Origin of the sequence: Flavobacterium sp. FlaQc-57 (genome assembly GCF_044007395.1) — a bacterium.
Classification (GTDB): domain Bacteria; phylum Bacteroidota; class Bacteroidia; order Flavobacteriales; family Flavobacteriaceae; genus Flavobacterium.
Genome location: NZ_JBIPDA010000003.1, coordinates 433184 through 456020 on the forward strand (window position 1 = coordinate 433184; position 22837 = coordinate 456020).

Annotated in this window: 11 protein-coding genes; all 11 read left to right on the forward strand. The window is 35.0% G+C overall.

All coding sequences use genetic code 11. The features are described 5' to 3' along the window. Positions 1-190 precede the first annotated feature (190 nt). The 11 genes from ACHRVZ_RS12710 to ACHRVZ_RS12760 all read left to right on the forward strand — a co-directional run bounded on the left by ACHRVZ_RS12710 (position 191) and on the right by ACHRVZ_RS12760 (position 22715). Complete coding sequence (locus ACHRVZ_RS12710; protein ID WP_395422904.1) at positions 191-3352, forward strand: DUF6298 domain-containing protein; 3162 nt, start codon at positions 191-193, stop codon at positions 3350-3352. A gap of 175 nt (positions 3353-3527) precedes the next feature. Continuing rightward, positions 3528-4931 carry a glycoside hydrolase family 140 protein gene (locus tag ACHRVZ_RS12715; protein ID WP_395422905.1) on the forward strand — a complete coding sequence of 468 codons (1404 nt, stop codon included), beginning with the start codon at positions 3528-3530 and terminating at the stop codon, positions 4929-4931. Positions 4932-5151: 220 nt separating this feature from the next. Then, a complete protein-coding gene (locus ACHRVZ_RS12720; protein WP_395422907.1) occupies positions 5152-6726 on the forward strand; it encodes a glycoside hydrolase family 28 protein in 1575 nt (524 codons plus the stop codon). A gap of 42 nt (positions 6727-6768) precedes the next feature. Further along, entirely contained in the window at positions 6769-7686 is a 918-nt protein-coding gene (locus ACHRVZ_RS12725) for a glycoside hydrolase family 43 protein (protein WP_395422910.1), read from the forward strand. A gap of 199 nt (positions 7687-7885) precedes the next feature. After that, positions 7886-9751, forward strand: a complete 1866-nt coding sequence (locus ACHRVZ_RS12730) for a six-hairpin glycosidase (RefSeq protein ID WP_395422912.1) — start codon at positions 7886-7888, stop codon at positions 9749-9751. Positions 9752-9798: 47 nt separating this feature from the next. Further along, entirely contained in the window at positions 9799-12549 is a 2751-nt protein-coding gene (locus ACHRVZ_RS12735; protein WP_395422913.1) for a glycoside hydrolase family 78 protein, read from the forward strand. A 55-nt stretch (positions 12550-12604) separates the two neighbouring features. After that, complete coding sequence (locus ACHRVZ_RS12740) at positions 12605-14026, forward strand: acetylxylan esterase (protein WP_395422915.1); 1422 nt, start codon at positions 12605-12607, stop codon at positions 14024-14026. 226 nt (positions 14027-14252) lie between these two features. Beyond that, positions 14253-16808: a glycosyl hydrolase family 95 catalytic domain-containing protein gene (locus ACHRVZ_RS12745; protein WP_395422916.1), complete on the forward strand. Its 2556-nt coding sequence runs from the start codon at positions 14253-14255 to the stop codon at positions 16806-16808. A gap of 89 nt (positions 16809-16897) precedes the next feature. Then, positions 16898-18469, forward strand: coding sequence for an MGH1-like glycoside hydrolase domain-containing protein (locus ACHRVZ_RS12750; RefSeq protein WP_395422917.1), 1572 nt, complete (start codon positions 16898-16900; stop codon positions 18467-18469). Between the two features lie 203 nt (positions 18470-18672). Beyond that, positions 18673-21432, forward strand: a complete 2760-nt coding sequence (locus ACHRVZ_RS12755; RefSeq protein WP_395422919.1) for a family 78 glycoside hydrolase catalytic domain — start codon at positions 18673-18675, stop codon at positions 21430-21432. A gap of 137 nt (positions 21433-21569) precedes the next feature. Continuing rightward, positions 21570-22715, forward strand: coding sequence for an exo-alpha-sialidase (locus ACHRVZ_RS12760; protein ID WP_395422921.1), 1146 nt, complete (start codon positions 21570-21572; stop codon positions 22713-22715). Positions 22716-22837 lie beyond the last annotated feature (122 nt).

Here is a 22837-nt window from a genome sequence, read left to right on the forward strand (position 1 = left end):
AATCTAAACGTAAACCTGTAAGGTTTAATAACACAAAGAGTACACCCAAAGTTTGTCATTTCGACGAAGGAGAAATCTCCGCAAGAAACTAACATAAAGTTTATCAAGTAGGCGGAGCAACTAACGGAGATTTCTCCTTCGTCGAAATGACAAGATTGTGGAAAATGTAAAATTCTAAAAAAGCATTAAATTGAATTTGTCTCAGTTAAAAAATATCATTTCTTTCAAAAACACATTATTGTTAATGTGTGTCTTTTTGTTTTTACATGGAAACATCACAACAGCACAAACCAATTTCCCAGACATCGTAAAAACCAAAGAAGGAAAACTTTCATTTACAGCAGATGTAAAAGGAAATCAAATTCCTGATTTTTCTTATGCAGGATATATGGCTTCTGAAAAAGCAATTCCCAATGTTGAGAATAAAATTTTTGTTCCGAAACAAGAAGAAGATGCAACCCAAAGAATTCAGGCAGCAATAGATTATGTTGGTAATTTGAAACCAAATAAATCAGGTTTTCGCGGTGCCGTACTTTTAGATAAAGGAACTTTTAAAATCAGCGGAACGTTATTTATTAAAAAAACAGGAGTTGTTTTACGCGGAAGCGGAAACAATGAAAACGGAACTATTCTGTTAGGAACCGGATTAAAAAGAGAAGCAGTAGTAAGAGTTTTAGGAATTGACGATAAAAAGTTGAGAGAAACTTTCGAATTCAGTACAACTTACACACCACTTGGAACAAAAAAGATTCAATTAAAAAATACGGCAAAACTAAAACCATCAGACGAAATTATTATCAGTAAACCTTTAACCACAAATTGGATAAAGGAGTTAAAGATGGATGATTTTGGAGCAGAAACCGGTTGGATTGGTTGGAAAAAAGACGATTGGGAAATTACCTGGAATAGAGTAATTACGAACATTAATGGAAATGAAGTAACACTAAATGCTCCATTGACAATGACTTTGGATGATATTTATGGAACTGCAAAAGTGACTTCTTATTCTTGGTCTGGACGAATTGAACAAATCGGAATCGAAAATATTTTGATGAAATCAACCTATGAAGAATCAAAACCAAAAGACGAAGAACACAGATGGTTTGGAATCAGCATCGAAAACACAAAAAATGCTTGGGTAAAACAAGTAAGTTTCAAACATTTTGCGGGTGGTGCGGTCTCATTATTAAAGTCAGCGCAGCAAATTACAGTTGAAGATTGTATCGCAACCGAACCAATATCTGAAATTGCGGGTTTTAGACGACATACTTTTTATACAGAAGGACAGCAAACCTTGTTTCAGCGTTGTTACTCAGAAAATGGTTACCATGACTTTGCAGTTGGCGGATTTGGAACTACTGGTCCAAATGTATTTATTCAATGCGAATCATTTATGCCATTTAATAACAGTGGAGCGATTGGAAGTTGGGCAACAGGAGTGTTATTTGACGTTTCGTATGTAGACGGACATTCTTTGAGTTACAACAATAGAGAACAAAATGGCAGAGGAGCAGGTTGGACTGCAGCTAATAGTGTTATTTGGGAAACTTCGGCATCTAAAATCGAATGTTACAATCCGCCAACGGCACAAAACTGGGCTTTTGGAGTTTGGGGCGGAATTATGGCTGGAGATGGTCATTGGAAAGATGTAAACAATCATATTTCGCCAAGAAGTTTGTTCTATGCTCAATTAGAAAACAGACTCGAAAAACTTCCTGTAAATCCGCATATTTATGATTTAGGTTCAGAACCTTCATCAAGTCCAACGATTGAAGTAGCAGAAGAATTGACCAAAAATTCAGTCGCTCCAAAAGAAAGTTTAGTTGAATGGATTGCAGAAGTTTCAAAATTAAATCCAATTGATACAAACGCTACGGGACTTAAAAATGCAAATGATTTAAAAATAAATTCAGTACAAAGTATTACTTCAAATAACACATCTAAAGTAGTTCTAAAAGAAGGTTTACTAACATACGAAAATAAACTAATTGCCGGAAATAGATTAAGTGTGCCTTGGTGGCGAGGAAGCTTAAGAGATAGTGATATTTCTAAATCATTGCCAGACGTTACAAGATTCGTTCCTGGCAAAACAGGAACAGGATTCACAGACAACATCAACGACGTAGTAGATTATTTGAGCGCTAATAATATGGTTGCTTTAGAACATAATTATGGATTATGGTACGAGCGCAGAATGGATGATCACGAAAGAGTTCGTCGTTTTGATGCCGATGTTTGGCCACCATTTTATGAACAGCCATTTGCAAGAAGCGGACAAGATTTTGCTTGGGATCAATTAAGCAAATACGATCTTACAAAATTCAATGATTGGTATTGGGAACGTTTAAAACTTTTTGCTGATTTGGCTGAGATTAAAGGACAATTATTAGTAAATCAACAGTATTTTCAACATAATATTATCGAGGCTGGAGCGCATTGGTCAAGTTCACCATGGCGTTCGGCAAATAATATAAACAGCACAGGTTTTCCTGAACCACCGCCTTATGCAGGAGACAAACGCATCTTCATGGCAGAACAGTTTTATGATGTTACAAATCCTGTTAGAAGAAAAATACACCAAGGTTTTATTCGTAAATCGTTAGAGAACTTTCAGGAAAACAGCAATGTAATTCAATTGACAAGTGCTGAATATACAGGACCGCTTCATTTTATGCAATTTTGGTTAGATGAAGTTCAAAAATGGAAAGATGAAACCGGCAAAAAAGCTATTATTGGTTTAAGCGCTACAAAAGATGTTCAGGATGCCATTTTAAATGATGCACAAAGATTAAAAATAGTAGACTTAATAGATATTCGTTATTGGTATTACAAAGAAGACGGTTCGGCATATGCGCCTGAAGGAGGAAAGAATTTAGCACCAAGACAACACGCCAGAAAATTAAAAACCGGAAAAGAAACTGAGAATCAGGTTTATCGTGCCGTTCGTGAATATCGCGAAAAATATCCTGAAAAAGTGATCTTGTATTCTACAGATGCTTCACCAAGATTTGGATGGCCGGCTTTAATGGCGGGAGCTTCTTTACCAAATATTCCACAAATTAAGCTTCCGGAATTTTATTCCGCTTTAAGCGAAATGAAATTTGTTGCAGGAACAACTTTTTCAGACAGTCTTTGGAAATTAGAAAACAAAGGTAAAAGTTATCTTTTCTATTTGAAGAATGATCAGGATATATCAGTCGATCTATCCAATTATAAAGGAGATTTTGAAGTTTACACAATCAACGCAACAAGTGGAGAATTGAATAAAAAAGTAAACATTAAAGGTGGAAAAAGTGTGACAGTTCCAGCTTCTGAAATAAAAGAAAAGGTACTATTTATAATTAAAAAATAATAAGGAATGATCGCCACGAATTGCACAAATTAGCACGAATTATTTTAAAAATAATTTGCTTAATATGCAAAATCTACGAGAAACAAAAGGTCAAACAGAATAAAAATTCGAGAAAATTAGTGCAATTCGTGGCAAACAAAAAACACCAAAAAACATAATTCAAAATAAAACCAAAATGAATCTGAAAATTAAATATTTATACGCTTTTTGTATATGCTTTTTGTTTACAGCGCAAAGCGGATTTTCGCAGTCCGCTAAAACAAAAACATCTCTGCCTGAAATCAAAGTTTCTAAAAATCAGCACTATTTTGTAACCGAAAACGAAAAACCATTTTTCTGGTTGGGTGACACTGGCTGGCTCACATTTGGAAAATTAGACAGAGCGGGAGTAGATAAATATTTTAAAGACAGAAAAGATAAAGGTTTCAATGTAGTACAAGTAATGGTTTTACATACCTTAAACGTAACAAACGCTTATGGTGATGCAGCTTTAACAAACGAAGATATTTCTAAACCATTAGTAACTACGGGGAACGATTTTAATAATCCGGCGGAGTATGATTATTGGGATCATGTAGATTATGTTTTAGATGTAGCTCAAAAAAACGGAATTTACTTAGCAATGGTTCCAGTTTGGGGAACAAACGTATCAAAAGGAAATAAAGTAAGTAAAGAACAAGCAATTGTATATGCTAAATTCCTAGCAGACAGATATAAAAACAAAACAAACATTATTTGGTTAAATGGTGGTGATACACACGGAAATGAGTTTATGGATATCTGGAACGCCATTGGAAATACTTTAAAAACAAATAATCCGAATCAATTGGTAACATTTCATCCTTTTGGAAGAACAGATTCATCAGAGAATTATCATAACGAAAAATGGTTAGATTTTAATATGTTTCAATCTGGGCACAGAAGATACGATCAGGATACATTACCAAATTCTTTTAAAGAAGACAATTACAAATTTGTTCAAAGAGATTTAACTTTAAAACCAATAAAACCAACTCTTGATGGAGAGCCATCTTACGAAGGAATTCCGCATGGTTTGCACGATACATTACAGCCAAAATGGACAGATAACGACGTGAGAAGATATGCATATTGGTCTGTTTTTGCTGGAGCTGCAGGTTATACTTATGGACACAATGCCGTAATGCAAATGTTCAAAAAAGGAGATAAAGGAGCTTATGGAAATAAAGTACTTTGGACAGATGCTATCAATGCACCGGGAGCAAAACAAATGATTTATATCAAGAAATTAATGTTAGAATTTCCATATTTAGAAAGAGTTCCAGATCAATCATTAATTGCCAAACAAGGCGAAAAATACGATTATCTGATCGCAACAAAAGGAAAAAAATACGCTTTGATTTATACCTACACAGGCCGAAAAATAGTACTGAACATGGGTAAAATAGCAGGAGAAAAAGTAACAGCAACCTGGTACAATCCGAGAGATGGGCAAAAGACAAAAATTGGAACAGTAGACAATAAAGGAACCAAAGAATTTCAGCCATCAGGCAGTAAAAAAGATGGAAATGACTGGGTTTTAATTTTAGAGTCAAAATAACGACAATCTTGTTATCCCGAGGAACGAGGGATCCTCACAAGAGACTTACATAAAGTTTTTGAAACATGTCGAGCTACTAATGGAGATTTCTCCTTCGTCGAAATGACAAAAAATGAGAATAAAATATTTCACGCAGATTTAAAATGATTTAAGCAGATTCTGCAGATATTTTGTAAATATAAATCTGCCAGATCTGCGTGAAACCAAAAACAACAGAACTATGAAAATCAAAAACATACTAATCATACTCAGCTTCATATTAGGATTTAATACCGCTTTCGCAAACGACGGTTGGCTTAATATCTTAAACGAAGGGGGAAACAATAAAGGAATAAAATGTACCGAAGCCATTCAGAATGCCATCGAAAAAGCATCTAAAAACGGCGGAGGAACAATTTTTTTTCCAGCAGGAGAATATTTGACCGGTGCTTTAAAATTAAAAAGTAATATCACGATTCATTTAGATTCAGGAGCGCTTTTGAAATTTTCAGACAACTTTGATGATTTTTTACCTTATGTAGAAATGCGTTATGAAGGATTAGTAATGAAATCATTTTCTCCATTATTTTATGCAAAAGATGTCGAGAATATTACCATAAAAGGAAGAGGTGTAATCGACGGACAAGGTAAAGCCTGGTGGAATGAAGTGTACAGAATTGAAACTGCAAAAGGACCAATTCCGTTGACGAAGTATCAAAAAATGTGGGAAGAACAAAATCAAGGAATTGTTTATTCTGATTATTATAAAAGAACGATCGATAAAAAGTTTTTCAGACCTTCTTTTTTCCAAGCCTACAATTGCAAAAACATTTTAATCGAAGGAGTTACATTTCAAAACTCTCCATTTTGGACCATTAACCCAGAATTCTGCGATAATGTAACTGTTACCGGAATTTCAATTTTTAATCCGCATTCGCCAAATACAGACGGAATCAATCCTTCTTCTTGTAAAAATGTACATATTTCAAATTGTCATATTAGTGTTGGCGATGATTGCATTACAATAAAATCGGGTAGAGATGAAGATGGGCGTAAATACGCTAGACCAACAGAAAATGTTACGATTACAAATTGTACCATGTTAAGCGGTCATGGCGGTGTTGTTATTGGAAGTGAAATGTCTGGCGGAATTAAAAAAGTTACGATTTCAAATTGTGTTTTCGACGGTACAGATCGCGGAATTCGTATCAAGGCAGCCCGTGGAAGAGGCGGAGTTGTAGAAGAAATTCGCGTTGATAATATTGTAATGAAAAACATCAAAGAAGAAGCCATTGTATTGAGCCTTTTTTATGATAAAGACACCAAAGTAGAACCCGTAACCGAGAAAACCCCTATTTTCAGAAATATTCATATGAGTAATATTACGGGTTCTAATGTCAACAAAGCAGGACTTATTTTAGGAATTACTGAAATGCCAATTCAAAACATAACTTTCTCTAATATCAATATGGAGGGGAAAGAAGGTTTTACAGTAAACACGGCAACTGATGTAGAATTTCATGATGTAAAAGTAAATGCTTCAATAGGTTCTTCATTCAAAATCTCTGATGCTAAAAATATCATTTTGGATAATGTTAGCTCTTCAACACCGATAAAAGGAGTTCCGGTAATCAAATTAGAAAATGTTTCGAATATGATGATCAATAATAATTTTCCATTTAATGCAACAGATATTTTTATCGAAGCTGATGGAAAAGAAACTAAAAATGTTTTCCTTAAAAATAATGTATTCAATAATGTAAATACAATTGTAAAAAAAGCAAAAGACTTAGATAAAAAAGCAATTACAGAATAAAAAGGGTCTGCCAGCTTTGTAAAAGTTTAAATGTAACATAATATGAAAAAAATATTCATCATAATAACACTTTCTCTTTTTGCGATCAGTTATTCGCAGAAAAAGAAAGACTTATATCTTTTTACTTCGTTTAGAGAACCGGCAACAGACGGTTTACATCTTGCTTACAGCGAAGACGGATACAACTGGAAAGCTCTTGAAGGATCATTCTTAAAACCTGAAATTGGAGCAAGTAAAATCATGCGCGATCCATCAATTACAAAAGGCGCTGACGGAACATATCATTTGGTCTGGACAACCGATTGGAAAGGCGGAAACGGTTTTGGATACGCAAATTCTAAAGATCTAATTCATTGGTCTGAACAAAAATATATTCCTGTTATGAAAAACGAACCCGAAGTAGTAAACGTTTGGGCTCCCGAAATTTTTTATGATGATGTAAAAAAAGAATACATAATTATTTGGGCTTCAACAATCCCGTTTCGTTATGCAAAAGGTGTTGAAGAAGAGAAGAATAATCATAGAATGTATTATGTAACCACAAAAGATTTCAAAACATTCTCTGATGCAAAATTATATTACGAACCCGGCTTTAGCGTGATTGATTGCGTAATTGTAAAGAAAGGCAAGAAAGATTATGTTCTAGTTTTAAAAGACAATACAAGACCGATGCGCAATATAAAAGTGGCCTTTGGAAAATCGCCTTTAGGGCCATTCGGGAAAAGTTCGGAACCTTTAACAGAATATTTATCAGAAGGACCAACCGTAGTAAAAGTTGGAAAAAAATGGTTGTTGTATTATGATAATTACGGTTCAAAAAATTATAAAGCATTAAGTACGTCAGATTTTATTCATTTTGATGATGTGTCATCAAAAATAAGCCTTCCGCAAGGACACAAACACGGAACGATTTCCACAATATCTGAAGACGTTTTAAAAGGATTAATCGAAAAGAAATAAAATATAGCCACAGATTATACGGATGCTCACAGATTAAAAAATTAAAGAAATCTGCCTAATCTGCTAAATCTGCGAGAGTAAATTTTTCACGTAGATTTAAAATGATTTAAGCAGATTTTATTTTAAATAATAGTAGAAAAGAATCTGCGTTGATCAGCCAAAATCTGTGAAATCTGCGTGAAACAAAAACATAAAAACAATGATTGCTTTCCAAAACATAAAAACCAACATCTTAACCACAGCCACAATTCTATTGATTTGTACCGCTGTAAATGCACAAAACGACACTGTGCGTTACGTTGGTAAAACACTTTCAAATATCGATTATCATCATGGACAATTGAGTCCGGCTGTGGGAGTTCACGCCACACAAATCATGCGCGCAAGCCGTGAACATCCTGAAAAAGCAGATGGTTTTGGATGGACATACAATCATCAGCCAACAATGGCATACTGGAATGATACATTTTATCTGCAATATTTGAGTGATCCTGCAGGAGAACATATTCCGCCAAGTCAGACATTGATTATGACTTCGAAAGATGGTGAAAGCTGGAAAATGCCAAAAGTAATTTTTCCTATTTATCACATTCCGGACGGGTGGAAAAAAGAAGGTGTACAAGGCGTTGCTAAAAATCTGGATGCGATTATGCACCAAAGAATGGGCTTTTATACCTCAAAAGACAAGCGACTTTTTGCGCTGGCGTATTACGGAATTGCAATGGATGAAAAGGACGATCCAAACGACGGAAAAGGAATTGGACGCGTGATTCGTGAAATCAAAAAAGACGGAAGTTTTGGCGATATTTATTTCATTAGGTGCAATAAATCTTGGGATAAATCGAAATCGGCATTTCCATTTTATACACAAGCAAAAGACAAAGGATTGAAAAAAGCCTGCGAAGAAATACTTTCAGATCCTTTGGTTTTACAGCAGTGGGTTGAAGAGGCAGATCGTGATGACGAATTGATTCCGTTAAAAAAGCCATACAAAGCACTTAGTTCTTACCATTTGCCTAACGGAGAGGTAGTAGGTTTATGGAAACACGCTTTAACTTCGATCAGTAAAGATGGTGGAAAATCATGGGAATATATGCCTGTTCGTGCTCCAGGTTTTGTAAACAGCAACGCCAAAATTTGGGGACAAAAAACATCAGATAACCGTTACGCAACCGTTTATAATCCATCAGAATACCGTTGGCCTTTGGCTATTTCTACAAGTGATGATGGTTTAAATTATAAAGATTTATTATTGGTTCATGGCGAAATAAGTCCAATGCGTTATGGTGGAAACTATAAATCGGCTGGTCCACAATACGTTCGCGGAATCTCTGAAGGTGACGGAACTCCGCCTGACGGAAAACTTTGGGTAAGTTACAGCGTAAACAAAGAAGATATTTGGGTAGCTTCGATTCCGGTTCCGGTCGTTTCTAAAGTAACAGACGATGTAAATGATAATTTTAATGAACTTCCAGACGGACAAGAATTAAAATTATGGAATACTTATGATTTATCTTGGGCATCAGCCAAAATCGAAAAGAAAGCCGATGGCAAAAAATGGTTAACCTTAAGAGATCAGGACTATTTTGATTACTCGCGTGCCGAACGCGTAATTCCGTTTGCTGAAAAAATGGAGGTGACTTTTGTCGTTAAACCAGAACAAAATAATCACGGATTATTGCAAGTTGAATTTCAAAATAAACAAGGATTACCTGCTGTAAGATTGATTTTTGATGCTGATGGACAATTAAAAACAAAAGCTGGAGCTCGTTTGAATAACATTGCAAAATACGAAGCAGGAAAAGAATATAAAATAACGCTGAAACTAAACGTTAAAACCCGTTCTTACACGATAAAAGTAAACGGCGAAAAAGAATCAACAAAGATTTTTTATGCTCCTGTAGATGGTTTTGAACGTATTATGTTCCGTACGGGTGAACAAAGATATTCTCCTAATCCAGACACAGCACCAGACACAGACGATTATGATGATTTGCCGCAAACTGGAAAATTAATTCCCGAGGCCGTATTTAATATTCAATCGTTGGTTACCAAAAAGAATTAAACTAAACCCGCAATCAAACCTGACAGGTTTCTAAACGTAAAAAAGAAGTGAAGTTTTTTAAATACATATTATTAGCAATTACACTTTTAGTCACTTTCATCTCGAATGGACAGATTTCTGTAGTGAGGCTAACTTGCGAAATGGCAGAAAATCCATTGGCTGTAGCTCAGGATCAACCGAGATTAAGTTGGCAGTTGGTTTCAAAAGAATCCAATGCATCGCAAATTGGTTATCAGATTTTGGTTGCTTCTTCTGAAGAAAAATTAAAAAATAACGAAGGAGATATATGGAACAGCGGAAGAGTAAATTCTAATAAAAACTTGCAGATTGTTTTTGGCGGAAGCCCGTTAAAAAGCGAAACTAAATATTTCTGGAAGGTTAAAGTGTGGAATCAAACAGGCAAAATTTCAGAATGGAGTAAAACGGCTTTCTTTAGAATTTCTCCTAAAGATTCTGATTTAAACCCAATTTGGATTGGCGCAATTACAAAAGCCGACAGTCATTTGCCGGAAGGAAGAAATTATCATTCGGCGACCTACAAAAGAGAGAAAAAAGACGCTATAATCAATGCTTCAGATTCTTTATCACGAAGAAGTATTATGCTTCGTAAACCTTTTTTAGTAAGCAAAGAAATCAAAGAAGCGGTAGTTTATATTTCCGGATTAGGGCATTATGAATTAACGATTAATGGCAAAAAAATTGGCACTAGCGAATTTGCTCCATTATGGACAGATTACGACAAAACAGTCAATTATAATACTTACGAAGTAACTTCTGAACAACTTAAAAAAGGCAAAAATGTAGTTGGTGTTCTTTTAGGAAATGGAATGTACAATACGCTTGCCGAGAGATATACCAAGTTTTTTGTGAGTTTTGGTCCGCCAACTTTATTTTTCAAAATGAAAGTTGTTTATAAAGACGGATCTGAAGAAACTATAAAATCAGACGAAAGCTGGAAATACAGTAAAAGTCCAATTACGTATAATAGTATTTTTGGAGGAGAAGACTATAATGCCAATTTAGAACAAAAAGACTGGAATAAAGCAGGATTTAATGATTCAGCTTGGAAAAAAGTTGTAGTGCAGGAAGCTCCAAAAGGAGTTTTAAGAGCACAAACTGCACCTCCAATTACAATTCAAAAACAATATAATATTGCTTCTGTAAAAGAACTTAAACCCAACTTTTATGTGTTTAATATGGGACAAAATCTTTCGGGATTTACGACTATAAAAGTAAAAGGAAAAAAAGGTCAAACGGTTCGTGTTTGGGTAGGCGAAGGTTTAAATGATGACGGAACTATTGGCCAAGGCAGATCAGGAAAACCATATTATTACGACTATACCTTAAAAGGTGAAGGTGTAGAAGAATGGCAGCCGAAATTCAGTTATTATGGTTTTCAATACGTACAAATTGAAAACATCAATTATAAGAAAACTAAAGATCAAAATCTGCCAACATTGGTTGATTTAAAATCAAATTTCATTTATAATTCGGCGGGAGAAGCAGGAACTTTTGAATCTTCGAATGTAATTTTTAATAAAGCGCACGAACTGATAAATAACTCGATAAAAAGTAACTTTCAGAGTGTTTTTACAGATTGTCCGCAGCGCGAGAAATTGGGATGGTTAGAAGAAGTTCACTTAAACGGTCCGGGATTAATGTTCAATTATAATCTGGAAAGTTATATTCCTGCAATGATGCAAAACATTTCAGATTCGCAACGAGAAAACGGATTAATTCCGACAATAGTTCCCGAATATGTGGTTTTTGGAGGTGATTTTACTGATTCTCCAGAATGGGGTGTAACCGGAGTTATTTTGCCTTGGATGTATTATGAATATTACGGAGACGCTTCTTTATTAGAAAAATACTATCCTGTAATGAAGAAATATGTTGATTATTTAGGAACAAAAGCAACGAATCATATCGTTTCTCACGGATTAGGAGATTGGTACGATTACGGAACGCACGCGGCGGGATATTCAAAAAATAGTCCAATAGCACTTTCAGCAACAAGTCATTATTTTTATGGAGCAAGTTTGGTTGCCAAAGCGGCTAAGTTGTTGAATAAAACCGAAGATATTTTAAAATATGAAACATTAACTGCAGATATAAAAAATGCATTCAACAAGGAATTTTTCAATGTAGAAACCAAACAATACGGAACAAATAGTCAGTTTAGCAATGCTGTTCCTGTTTACATGGATATTGTAGAACCGCAATATAAAGCGGCAGTAATGCAAAATTTACTGAGTGATATAAAAGCAAAAGGTGATCGACTGACAACGGGCGATGTTGGAAATCGCTATTTGTTTCAGGCATTGGCGCAAAATGGCGAAAATGAAATGATGTATAAAATGAACAATCATTATGATGCGCCGGGTTATGGATTTCAAATAAAATTTGGACTGACCACTTTAACAGAGCAATGGGATCCAAGAAAAGGAAATTCATGGAATCATTTTATGATGGGACAAATTGAAGAATGGTTTTACCAAAGTTTAGCAGGAATTGTTCCTGATAACAAAAATCCGGGTTTCAAACATTTTTTTATTCAGCCGGAAATTGTGGGCGATATGACTTTTGTAAAAGCAAGTTATAAATCGATTTACGGAAATATTGCCTCGGCCTGGGAGAAAAAAGACGGGAAGTTAATTTTGAAAGTTGAAATTCCGGTAAATACATCGGCAACAATAAAATTACCAATTGCAAAGAATTCAGAAGTGAAAGTAAATGGAAAATTGACGAAACATTTAAATTTAGGATCAGGAAAATATACAATTGAATGTGAAATTTAGAATGCAAATCCGTGTCAGCCGCGTTCAATTTCAAGCCAGTTTAATAAACAATAAAATGATGAAAATAAAATACATATATATAGCAATTTCATTCTTTGCATTAACACTTTCAAATGCACAAATAACCTCTGACGAAAATTTCAGAAAACCAGTTTCTGAAACGATAAAGAAAATCGAAACTGCTTTTCATGTTACTATAAACGATGATAGAGGTTTATTAAAAGGAAAAGAACTTGATTATGCCGATTGGAGAATAGAACCGGGAAATCTGGCAATTTCTTTGACTAATATTTTGGCGCCATTTGAATTGATGTATTTCAAACAACCAGACGGCACTTATATCATCAGAAAATATGAAAATCATAAAGTTTCGGTTGATAAAGGAAGAGAGCGTTTGGATTATTTGACGACTTTATATTCGAATGTGAAAGAATGGGAAGCAAGAAAAAAAGAGTTGAAAGCGTGTATGATAACATCTTTTGGTTTAGATAAAGCACCACCAATGCCAAAATCAAAACCAATTTTAACGCCAAAAAGAATTTATAAAGATTATAGTATTGAGAATATTGGACTAGAAATTTTACCAGGTGTTTATGCTACAGGCTCTATTTACAGACCTTATCCTTTAAATAAAAAAGCACCAATTATATTGACTCCAGACGGACATTTTGGAGATGGCAGATATAGAAAAGACGAGCAATATCGTTGCGCTATGATGGCAAAAATGGGCGCGATTGTAGTGAGTTACGATTTGTTTGCGTGGGGAGAATCGTTACTTCAATTCCCAGAAGAAACGCATAGAAATAGCATTGCATCAACTGTTCAGGTTTTAAGCGGAATTCGATTGTTAGATTATTTGGCAACAACCAAAAATGCTGATATTTCGAGAGTTGGCGTTACCGGAGGTTCAGGCGGCGGATCGCACACGATGTTTTTGGCCGCGTTAGACGATCGAATTACTGTCTCGGCTCCGGTTGTAATGGTTTCTTCACACTTCTCTGGCGGTTGCCCTTGTGAAAGCGGTCGCGGAATTCACCTTTGTGGAAACGGAACTAATAACGCTGAAATCTCTGCAATGATGGCGCCAAAACCTCAATTAATTGTTTCTGATGGAAAAGACTGGACGCTTGCAGTTCCGGAATTAGAATTCCCATTTATTCAGAGAACTTATGCATTGTACGGAAAAAAAGATTTAGTCGAAAATGCTCATTTTGCGAAAGAAGGACACGATTTTGGAATTTCAAAGCGAATGGCTTTATATCCTTTTATGGCAAAATATTTAGGTTTAGATTTGAATAAAGTAAAGAATGATAAAGGCGAAATTGACGAATCGACTTGTGTAATTGAACCGTATGATAAATTATATGTTTTTGGGAACAAAGCTGAAAACTTACCTAAAAATGCCTTGAAGGATATCAATAAATTATATGAAATGTTCGGGGAGAAAAATAATAAAGTTTACGAAGTTAAGAAGTAAAAAAGGTTGCCATGAATTACACTAATTAGCGCGAATTTAATTTTTTGCCACAGATTAAAAGGATTTGAAAGATTTTATTATCTGTATAATCTGCTAAATCTGCGAGAATAATTTTTCACGCAGATTTAGCAGATTTTTAATCAGTATAAATCTTTTTAATCTGTGGCAAAATAAAAAAGAAATTAGTGCCAATTCGTGTAATTCGTGGCGAAAAAAAAACATATTTATGAAGTTAAGAAATAAAATAACGGCAATCTGTTTTGGAATTTTCTCGTTTGCTGGAACAGCACAAAATAATGACTTAAAACTTTGGTATGACAAACCAGCCGCAATCTGGAACGAAGCTTTACCATTGGGTAACGGACGTTTGGGGGCGATGGTTTTTGGTGATCCTGCAGTAGAACGTTTGCAATTGAACGAAGAAACTATTTGGGCAGGTTCTCCAAACAGTAACGCACATTCAAAATCATTGAAAGCTTTGCCAATTGTTCGACAATTAATATTTGACGGAAAGTTTGATGAAGCACAAGAATTGGCAACACAGGATATTATGTCGCAAACCAACGACGGAATGCCTTATCAAACTTTTGGAAGCGTTTATATTTCCTTTGCCGGTCATCAAAAATATACTGATTATTACAGAGATTTAGATATTAGCAATGCCACTGCGAAAGTAAAATACAAAGTAAACGGTGTCGAATTTACAAGAGAAATTCTAACAGCGTTTTCAGATCAGGTTATTGTGGTAAAACTTACTGCCAGTCAGCCGGGACAAATTACTTGCAACGTTTTCATGAACAGCCCAATTGATAAAACGGTAGCTTCGACAGAAGGAAATCAAATTATACTTTCTGGCTTAGGAACTAATTTTGAAGGCGTAAAAGGAAAAGTAAAATTTCAGGGACGATTATCTGCCAAAAATAAAGGTGGCGAAATCAACGCCAGCAATGGAGTTTTGAGCATTAATAAAGCCGATGAAGTAACTTTATACATTTCGATCGCAACCAATTTCAAAAACTACAAAGATATATCAGGCGATGAAATTGCAAAGAGCAAAGAATTTTTGGCTAAAGCCGTAGTAAAAGATTTTGAAACAATAAAGAAAGATCATGTAGCTCATTATCAAAAATACTTCAATCGAGTTTCTTTTGATTTAGGAACAAATGAATTGGCGAAAAAACCAACAAACGAAAGAATTAGAGATTTCTCAAAACAATTCGATCCGCAGTTGGCAAGTTTATATTTTCAGTTTGGACGTTATCTTTTAATTTCAAGTTCACAGCCGGGTGGTCAACCTGCCAATCTGCAAGGAATTTGGAATGATATGGTTACGCCGCCTTGGGACAGTAAATACACGACAAACATCAATGCTGAGATGAATTACTGGCCGGCAGAAGTAACTAATCTTTCAGAAATGCACGAGCCGTTTATACAAATGGCAAAAGAATTAAGTGTTACAGGTGCCGAAACAGCCAAAATGATGTACAATGCAAACGGTTGGGTGTTACACCATAATACAGATATTTGGCGAGTAACCGCACCCGTAGATTCGGCAGCATCAGGAATGTGGCCAACAGGCGGCGCGTGGGTTAGTCAGGATTTATGGGAAAGATATTTATATACAGGCGATAAAAATTACTTGAAAGAGATTTATCCAGTAATGAAAGGCGCAGCAGATTTCTTTTTGGACTTTATGATCATCGACCCAAATACAGGTTATTTGGTTGTAGTTCCTTCAAGTTCTCCTGAAAACACACACGCTGGCGGAACCGGAAAAGCAACAATTGCTTCTGGAACAACAATGGATAATCAGTTGGTTTTTGATTTATTTACGAACGTTATTAAAGCTTCAAAAATAGTTTCACCTGACGAAAATTATATTAAAAAGATAAAAGAGGCGTTGGCCAAGATGCCGCCAATGAAAGTAGGGAAACACAGTCAATTGCAGGAATGGCAGGAAGATTGGGACAATCCGGAAGACAAACACAGGCACGTTTCGCATTTGTATGGATTATTTCCGAGTAATCAGATTTCGCCAATCAAAACGCCAGAATTATTTGAAGCGGCTAAGAATTCCTTAAACTACAGAGGCGATGAATCGACAGGTTGGTCAATGGGCTGGAAAGTTTGTTGGTGGGCCAGATTGTTAGATGGAGATCACGCTTATAAATTGCTACAAGATCAATTGCATTTGGTAACAGCAGAACAAAGAAAAGGCGGTGGAACGTATCCGAATATGTTAGATGCGCATCAGCCATTTCAGATCGATGGAAACTTTGGCTGCACCGCAGGAATTGCCGAAATGTTAATGCAAAGCCAGGAAGATGCCATTCAGTTATTACCCGCTTTACCAAGTGTTTGGAAAAACGGAAATATCAAAGGTTTGGTTACACGAGGCGGATTTGTAATTGATATGATGTGGGAGAATAATAAAGTTTTTATGTTGAAAATCCATTCTAAAATAGGAGGGAATTGTAGACTGCGTTTAGAAAATAAACTTGTTACAGAACATTTTACTTATGTTTCAAGAGACGGAAGACAAGCTTCAAGTCCTCAATTGTTGGGAGCTCCAATTTACGATACTTATAAGTCAAGACCTGAAAAAGGAATAAATATTAGAAAAGCAAAAGGTAAAAATCCAAATCCGTTGTTTTATGATGTAGAAGTTAAGAAACCGATTATAGCGAAAGAAGCAAAATTGCCTAAAGTAGAATTGCCAAAGTACAATGAATATGATATAGAAATGAAAGCTGGACAGACTTTTACTTTTTATGGAAATTAATTTTTTAAATATAGTATAAGTTAGTTTTGTCATTTCGAGGAACGAGACTTGAAATGACAAAATTGTACAATAAAAAATAAAATAAAGTAATGATGTTACAACATTTCAAATATAAAATAATAGCGCTTTCAATAGTAATTGCCAGCATAACGAGTAGTTGCAAATCAGGTTCAAGTGCATCAAATCAAGGAAGATCTGCGATTCTTAAAGGAAAAAACTTCAAACATTATGTTGATTATTTCAACACGATGGAAGATGAGAATTTAAAATTTGCAATTCCGAATGATTCTGCCTGGACTTGGATGGAAAAAAACATTCCGTTGTTCGAATGTCCGCAGCAAAATTTTGAAGAAATCTATTATTTCCGTTGGTGGAGCGCGCGTAAACATATTAAAAAAACGCCTCAGGGATATGCCATTACAGAGTTTTTGGTAGATCGTTCGTATGCTGATAAATACAATATGATTAGTTGTGCTTTGGGACATCATATCAACGAATTTAGATGGTTGCACAATCCGGAATATTTAGAGCAGGATGTTCATTTATGGTTTAGAGGAAATGATGGAAAACCAATGGAAAAACTCAGAAAGTTTAGTAGTTGGACAGCTGATGCTTTGTACAATCGTTATTTGGTAAATAAAGATGATAAATTCTTGTTGGATATGTATCCGGATTTGGTCGCTGAATATGCAGCTTGGGAAGGTGATCGAAAACGCAAAGATGGTTTGTTCTGGCAGTTTGACGTAAAAGACGGAATGGAAGAATCGTTGAGTGGCGCAAGAAAATTTAGAAATGCGCGTCCAACGATTAACAGTTATATGTTTGGAAATGCGACAGCTTTGGCTAAAATGGCGAAGATGAAAGGTGATACCAAACAAGAGCATTATTTTGAGGCAAAAGCAGATACGCTTCAGAAATTAGTTGAAACAAAATTGTGGAATACCAAAAGTGAATTCTTTGAAACGTTCACAGAAAAAGATACTTTAGCGCAGGTAAGAGAAGCAATTGGATTTATACCGTGGTACTTTAATTTACCACAAAAAGACAAAGGTTTCGAAAAAGCGTGGGAACAAATTAAGGATGAAAAAGGATTTTCGGCTCCGTTTGGATTAACAACGGCAGAACGCAGAAGTCCGCGTTTTAGATCGCACGGAACTGGAACTTGTGAGTGGGATGGCGCAATTTGGCCTTTTGCAAGTTCGCAGACGTTAACGGCTTTGGCGAATGTCTTAAATAATTACGATCAGAATTTTGTTGCTAAAACAGATTATTTCAAACAAATGAATTTGTATGTAGAATCGCAATATTACCGCGGAAGACCTTATCTTGGAGAGTATTTGGATGAAACTACCGGATATTGGTTAATGGGTGACAGAGAACGAAGCCGTTATTACAATCATTCAACTTTTAATGATTTAATGATTACAGGTTTAGTTGGTTTGCGTCCGCGAGCAGATGAAAAGATAGAAGTAAATCCGTTGATTCCACAAGAAAAATGGGATTGGTTTTGTTTGGATAATGTACTGTATCACGGCAATATAATTACAATTATTTGGGATAAAACCGGAGAAAAGTATAAAAAAGGAAAAGGTTTCAGAATCCTTAAAAACGGAAAAGAAATTGCGTTTTCTGAGAGATTGGAGAAGTTGGTTTCTGAGTAAATTGAAAATAGTTAGGCTGAATTTTTTCACGCAGATTTTAAACAGATTTAAGCAGATTAAAAAGGATTTTTTTATTCTTATTTTGTGGATAATTTGTGGTTTTCTGACATGAGAAATATGAGAATAAAATCTGCAAATATCAGCTTAAATCTGCAAAATCTGCGTGAAATAGAATCATCGCAAAGACAATAAAATATAATACCATGAAAAAGTTTTTTTTACATCTTACATTCATTATCATAACATTGATTTCTATTTCGGCGCAAGCCCAAACTAAAATCAACGTTAGTAATTTGCAATGCGAAATGCTAAACAATCCCGAGGGAATTGATGTCGTTCAGCCTAGACTTAGCTGGCAAATAAAAGCGGATGTTAATGATGTAAAGCAAACGGCATATCAAATAATCGTTGCTTCAACTTTAGAGAATTTAAATTCTAATAAAGCCGATTTATGGGATAGTGGAAAAGTAACAAGTGATGAATCAATTAATGTTATTTACAAAGGAAAAAAACTGGAAGACAGACAAAATGCGTTTTGGAAAGTAACAATTTGGACGAATAAAGGTGAAATTCAATCTGTAAAAAATGCTCATTTTAGTATGGGGATTTTGAATTATGTTAATTGGAAATCAACACGTTGGATTGGGTATGAAAAAACTTCAATTGGAGATAGTATTTCTCAATATTCAAGATTATCAGCAAGATACGTTCGAAAAGAAATTAATTTAAAAAAGCAAATCAAAAGTGCCAAGGTTTACATCATGGGTATGGGTTTGTATGAGTTATACATTAACGGAAATAAAATTGGCGATCAGGTTTTGGCTCCCGTCCCAACAGATTATACTAAGAATGTAAAATACAATGTTTTTGATGTGACTTCTCAATTGAAAGAAGGTAAAAACATGTTGGGAACTATTTTAGGAAATGGACGTTTTTTTACGATGCGCCAGGATTTTAAACCTTATAAAATTAAAACTTTTGGTTATCCAAAAATGGCTTTGCAATTGTTTGTAGAATATACAGATGGAAGTAAAGAAGTTATTAGAACTGATGATACCTGGAAAGTAACTACAAACGGGCCTATTTTATCTAATAATGAATATGATGGCGAGGAATACGACGCACGCAAAGAAATGAAAAATTGGAATACTACCAATTTTGATGATAAAAAGTGGTTTTTAGCTGAGTATGTGCAAGAACCGGGCGGTTTTTATGAAGCGCAAATGACTCCGAATATGCAAATTAAGGGAGAGGTAAAACCAATTTCAATCAAGCAAACTCCTAGAGGAACTTATATTTTAGATATGGGCCAGAATATGGTAGGCTGGTTGCAACTAAAAGTTAAGGGAAAAAGTGGTGATCAAATAAAACTGAAGTTTGCCGAATCATTACAAGCCGATGGATCTTTGTATATCGAAAATTTACGTGATGCAAGAACTACAGATGTTTATACTTTAAAAGGGGAAGGTGAAGAAACTTGGGAACCAACTTTTGTCTTTCATGGTTTCCGTTTTGTAGAAGTTACAGGATTTACAACCAAACCAACTGTAGATAATTTTACAGGAAAAGTGGTTTACGACGATATTAAAACAACCGGAACTTTTGAATCATCTGATGCTACGATGAACCAGATTTTCAAGAATGCGTATTGGGGAATAAGTGGAAATTACAAAGGAATGCCAATCGATTGTCCGCAACGAAACGAGCGTCAGCCTTGGTTGGGAGACAGAACGACTGGTGCTTATGGCGAAAGTTTTTTATTCGATAATCAAACCTTATATGCAAAATGGCTGGATGATATTAAAAACGCACAAACTGCCGATGGTGGAATTCCGGATGTTGCGCCTGCATTCTGGCGTTATTACGGAGATAATGTTACATGGCCAGGAACTTATATTACAGTTGCCGATATGTTGTATCAACAATTTGGAGATAAAAAAGTTGTGGAAAAACATTATCCATCCATGAAAAAATGGATTGTTTACATGGAACAAAATTATTTGGTTAAGGATTTAATGACCAAAGATAAGTATGGAGATTGGTGTGTTCCGCCAGAATCATTAGAATTAATTCACTCAAAAGACTCAGCAAGAACCACAAATGGCGAATTAATTGCCAGCGCTTTTTATTATCATTTATTGCAAAAAATGAGGAAGTTTGCGACAATTAATGGAACAAATTCTGAAGATATTAAATACTACGATTCACTTTCTGAAAGAATTAAAACAGCATTTAATGCCAAGTTTTTCAATGTTGCAAAGAACAATTATGCCAATAATACAGTAACAGCAAATTTACTTCCGTTGGCTTTTGGAATGGTTCCGGAAAATCTTCAGTCAAAAGTATTTGATAATATAGTTCATGAGGTCGAAGTAACTTACAAAGGACATATTAGTACTGGAGTTATTGGAACTCAGTTTTTAATGCGAACATTATCTGAATATGGAAGACCGGATTTGAGTTATAAATTAGCTTCGAATGACACCTATCCAAGTTGGGGTTATATGGCGAAAAACGGCGCGACAACTATTTGGGAATTGTGGAACGGAAACACTGCCGACCCTAAAATGAATTCGCAAAATCATGTAATGCTTTTGGGCGATTTATTGATTTGGTATTATGAAAATATTGCCGGTATCAAGAGTAATCCTGAAACTCCGGGTTTCAAGCAAATCATTATGAAACCAGATTTCGAAACGGGATTATCGTATGTAAACGCATCTTACGAATCTATTCACGGAACTATTAAAAGTAATTGGAAAACGGATAAAAAAGCTTTGCAATGGAAGATTACTATTCCTGCCAATACTTCGGGAGTGGTTTATTTGCCAACAAATAATATTTCGAATGTGAGTTTGAATTCAAAAAAAATAGATAAATCTTCACCAACTTACAAAGTCGAAAACAATACAATTATTTTGACATTGTCATCGGGTTCTTATAATATTAGCGTTAAACGTTAATTTTAAAAATTTCGGGACAGTACAGGATACATTTTTAATTTTTTAGTGTCATTTTTACACTTAACAAATAATTTTGTGCGAAAAATTATTTAGAATGCATTAAAAATCAAAAATTTTAATTCAAAATAAAATTAAGAATGAAGATTGTAAAATTGACTTTGGTCTTATTTAGTTTATTTCTTTTAGGAAGTTGTAAAACTGCTTTGCAGCAAAAAACGTGGAAAGAAGGTATTTTAGTAGATGAATTTATTTATGACAAAGCACCTTATCCATCTTGCCACGCCGTTACAATTGTCGAAGCGTCAAACGGAGATTTAGTTTCGTCATGGTTTGGAGGAACTCACGAAAGACATCCTGATGTTTGTATTTATGTAAGCATCAAACCTAAAGGAAGTGATAAATGGAGCGAAGGTGTAAAAGTTGCGGATGGTGTGATGAAAGAAGGGCCAAGATTACCAACTTGGAATCCGGTTTTATATCAAGTTCCGGGTGGCGATTTAATACTTTTTTACAAAATAGGACCAAAACCATCTGAATGGTGGGGCGTAATCAGAACTTCATCTGATGGCGGAAAAACTTGGTCTGAGGCTAAAAAGATGCCTGATGGTTTCTTAGGACCAATCAAAAACAAACCAGTTTTATTAAGTAACGGAACATTATTATGTCCGTCAAGTATAGAAGGCGACGGTTGGAGACTTCGCATGGAAAGCACATCGGATTTTGGAAAAACCTGGATAATGGGTGATACTTTAGCAAGAGGTAAACAAAAAATAAATGCTATTCAGCCAAGTATTCTTTTTCATAAAGACGGACGTATTCAAGCAATTGGAAGAACTCGAAATAGAGCTATTTTCAGCACATTTTCTAAGGATAACGGAAAAACATGGTCAGATTTAGAATTGATTGGTTTACCAAATAATAATTCAGGAACAGATGCCGTAACACTTAAAGACGGAAGACATTTGTTAGTTTACAATCATGTTCTGCCTCCGGGAACGGAAGCAAAAGGACCTAGAACGCCATTGAATGTTTCGGTTTCTAAAGACGGAATTAATTGGAACGCGGCTTTGGTTTTAGAAGATTCAAAAATCAGTCAATATTCTTATCCGTCAATGATTCAAAGTTCTGACGGAATGGTGCATATCGTTTATACCTGGAGAAGAGAGAAATTGAAGTATGTAAAAATTGATCCAAGTAAATTAAAAACCCTTCCTATCAAAAACGGAATCTGGCCGGGCGACGAAAACAAAGTCGTAACCGCTGTTAAGGCCGAAGAAGAGTAATTTTAAAAATATATTTGCCACAGATTAAAAGGATTCAATTGATTTAAAAAAAAATCTGCTAAATCTGCGTGAAAAATTTTACTCTCGCAGATTGAGCAGATTATAGATATTAATTAGAAAAA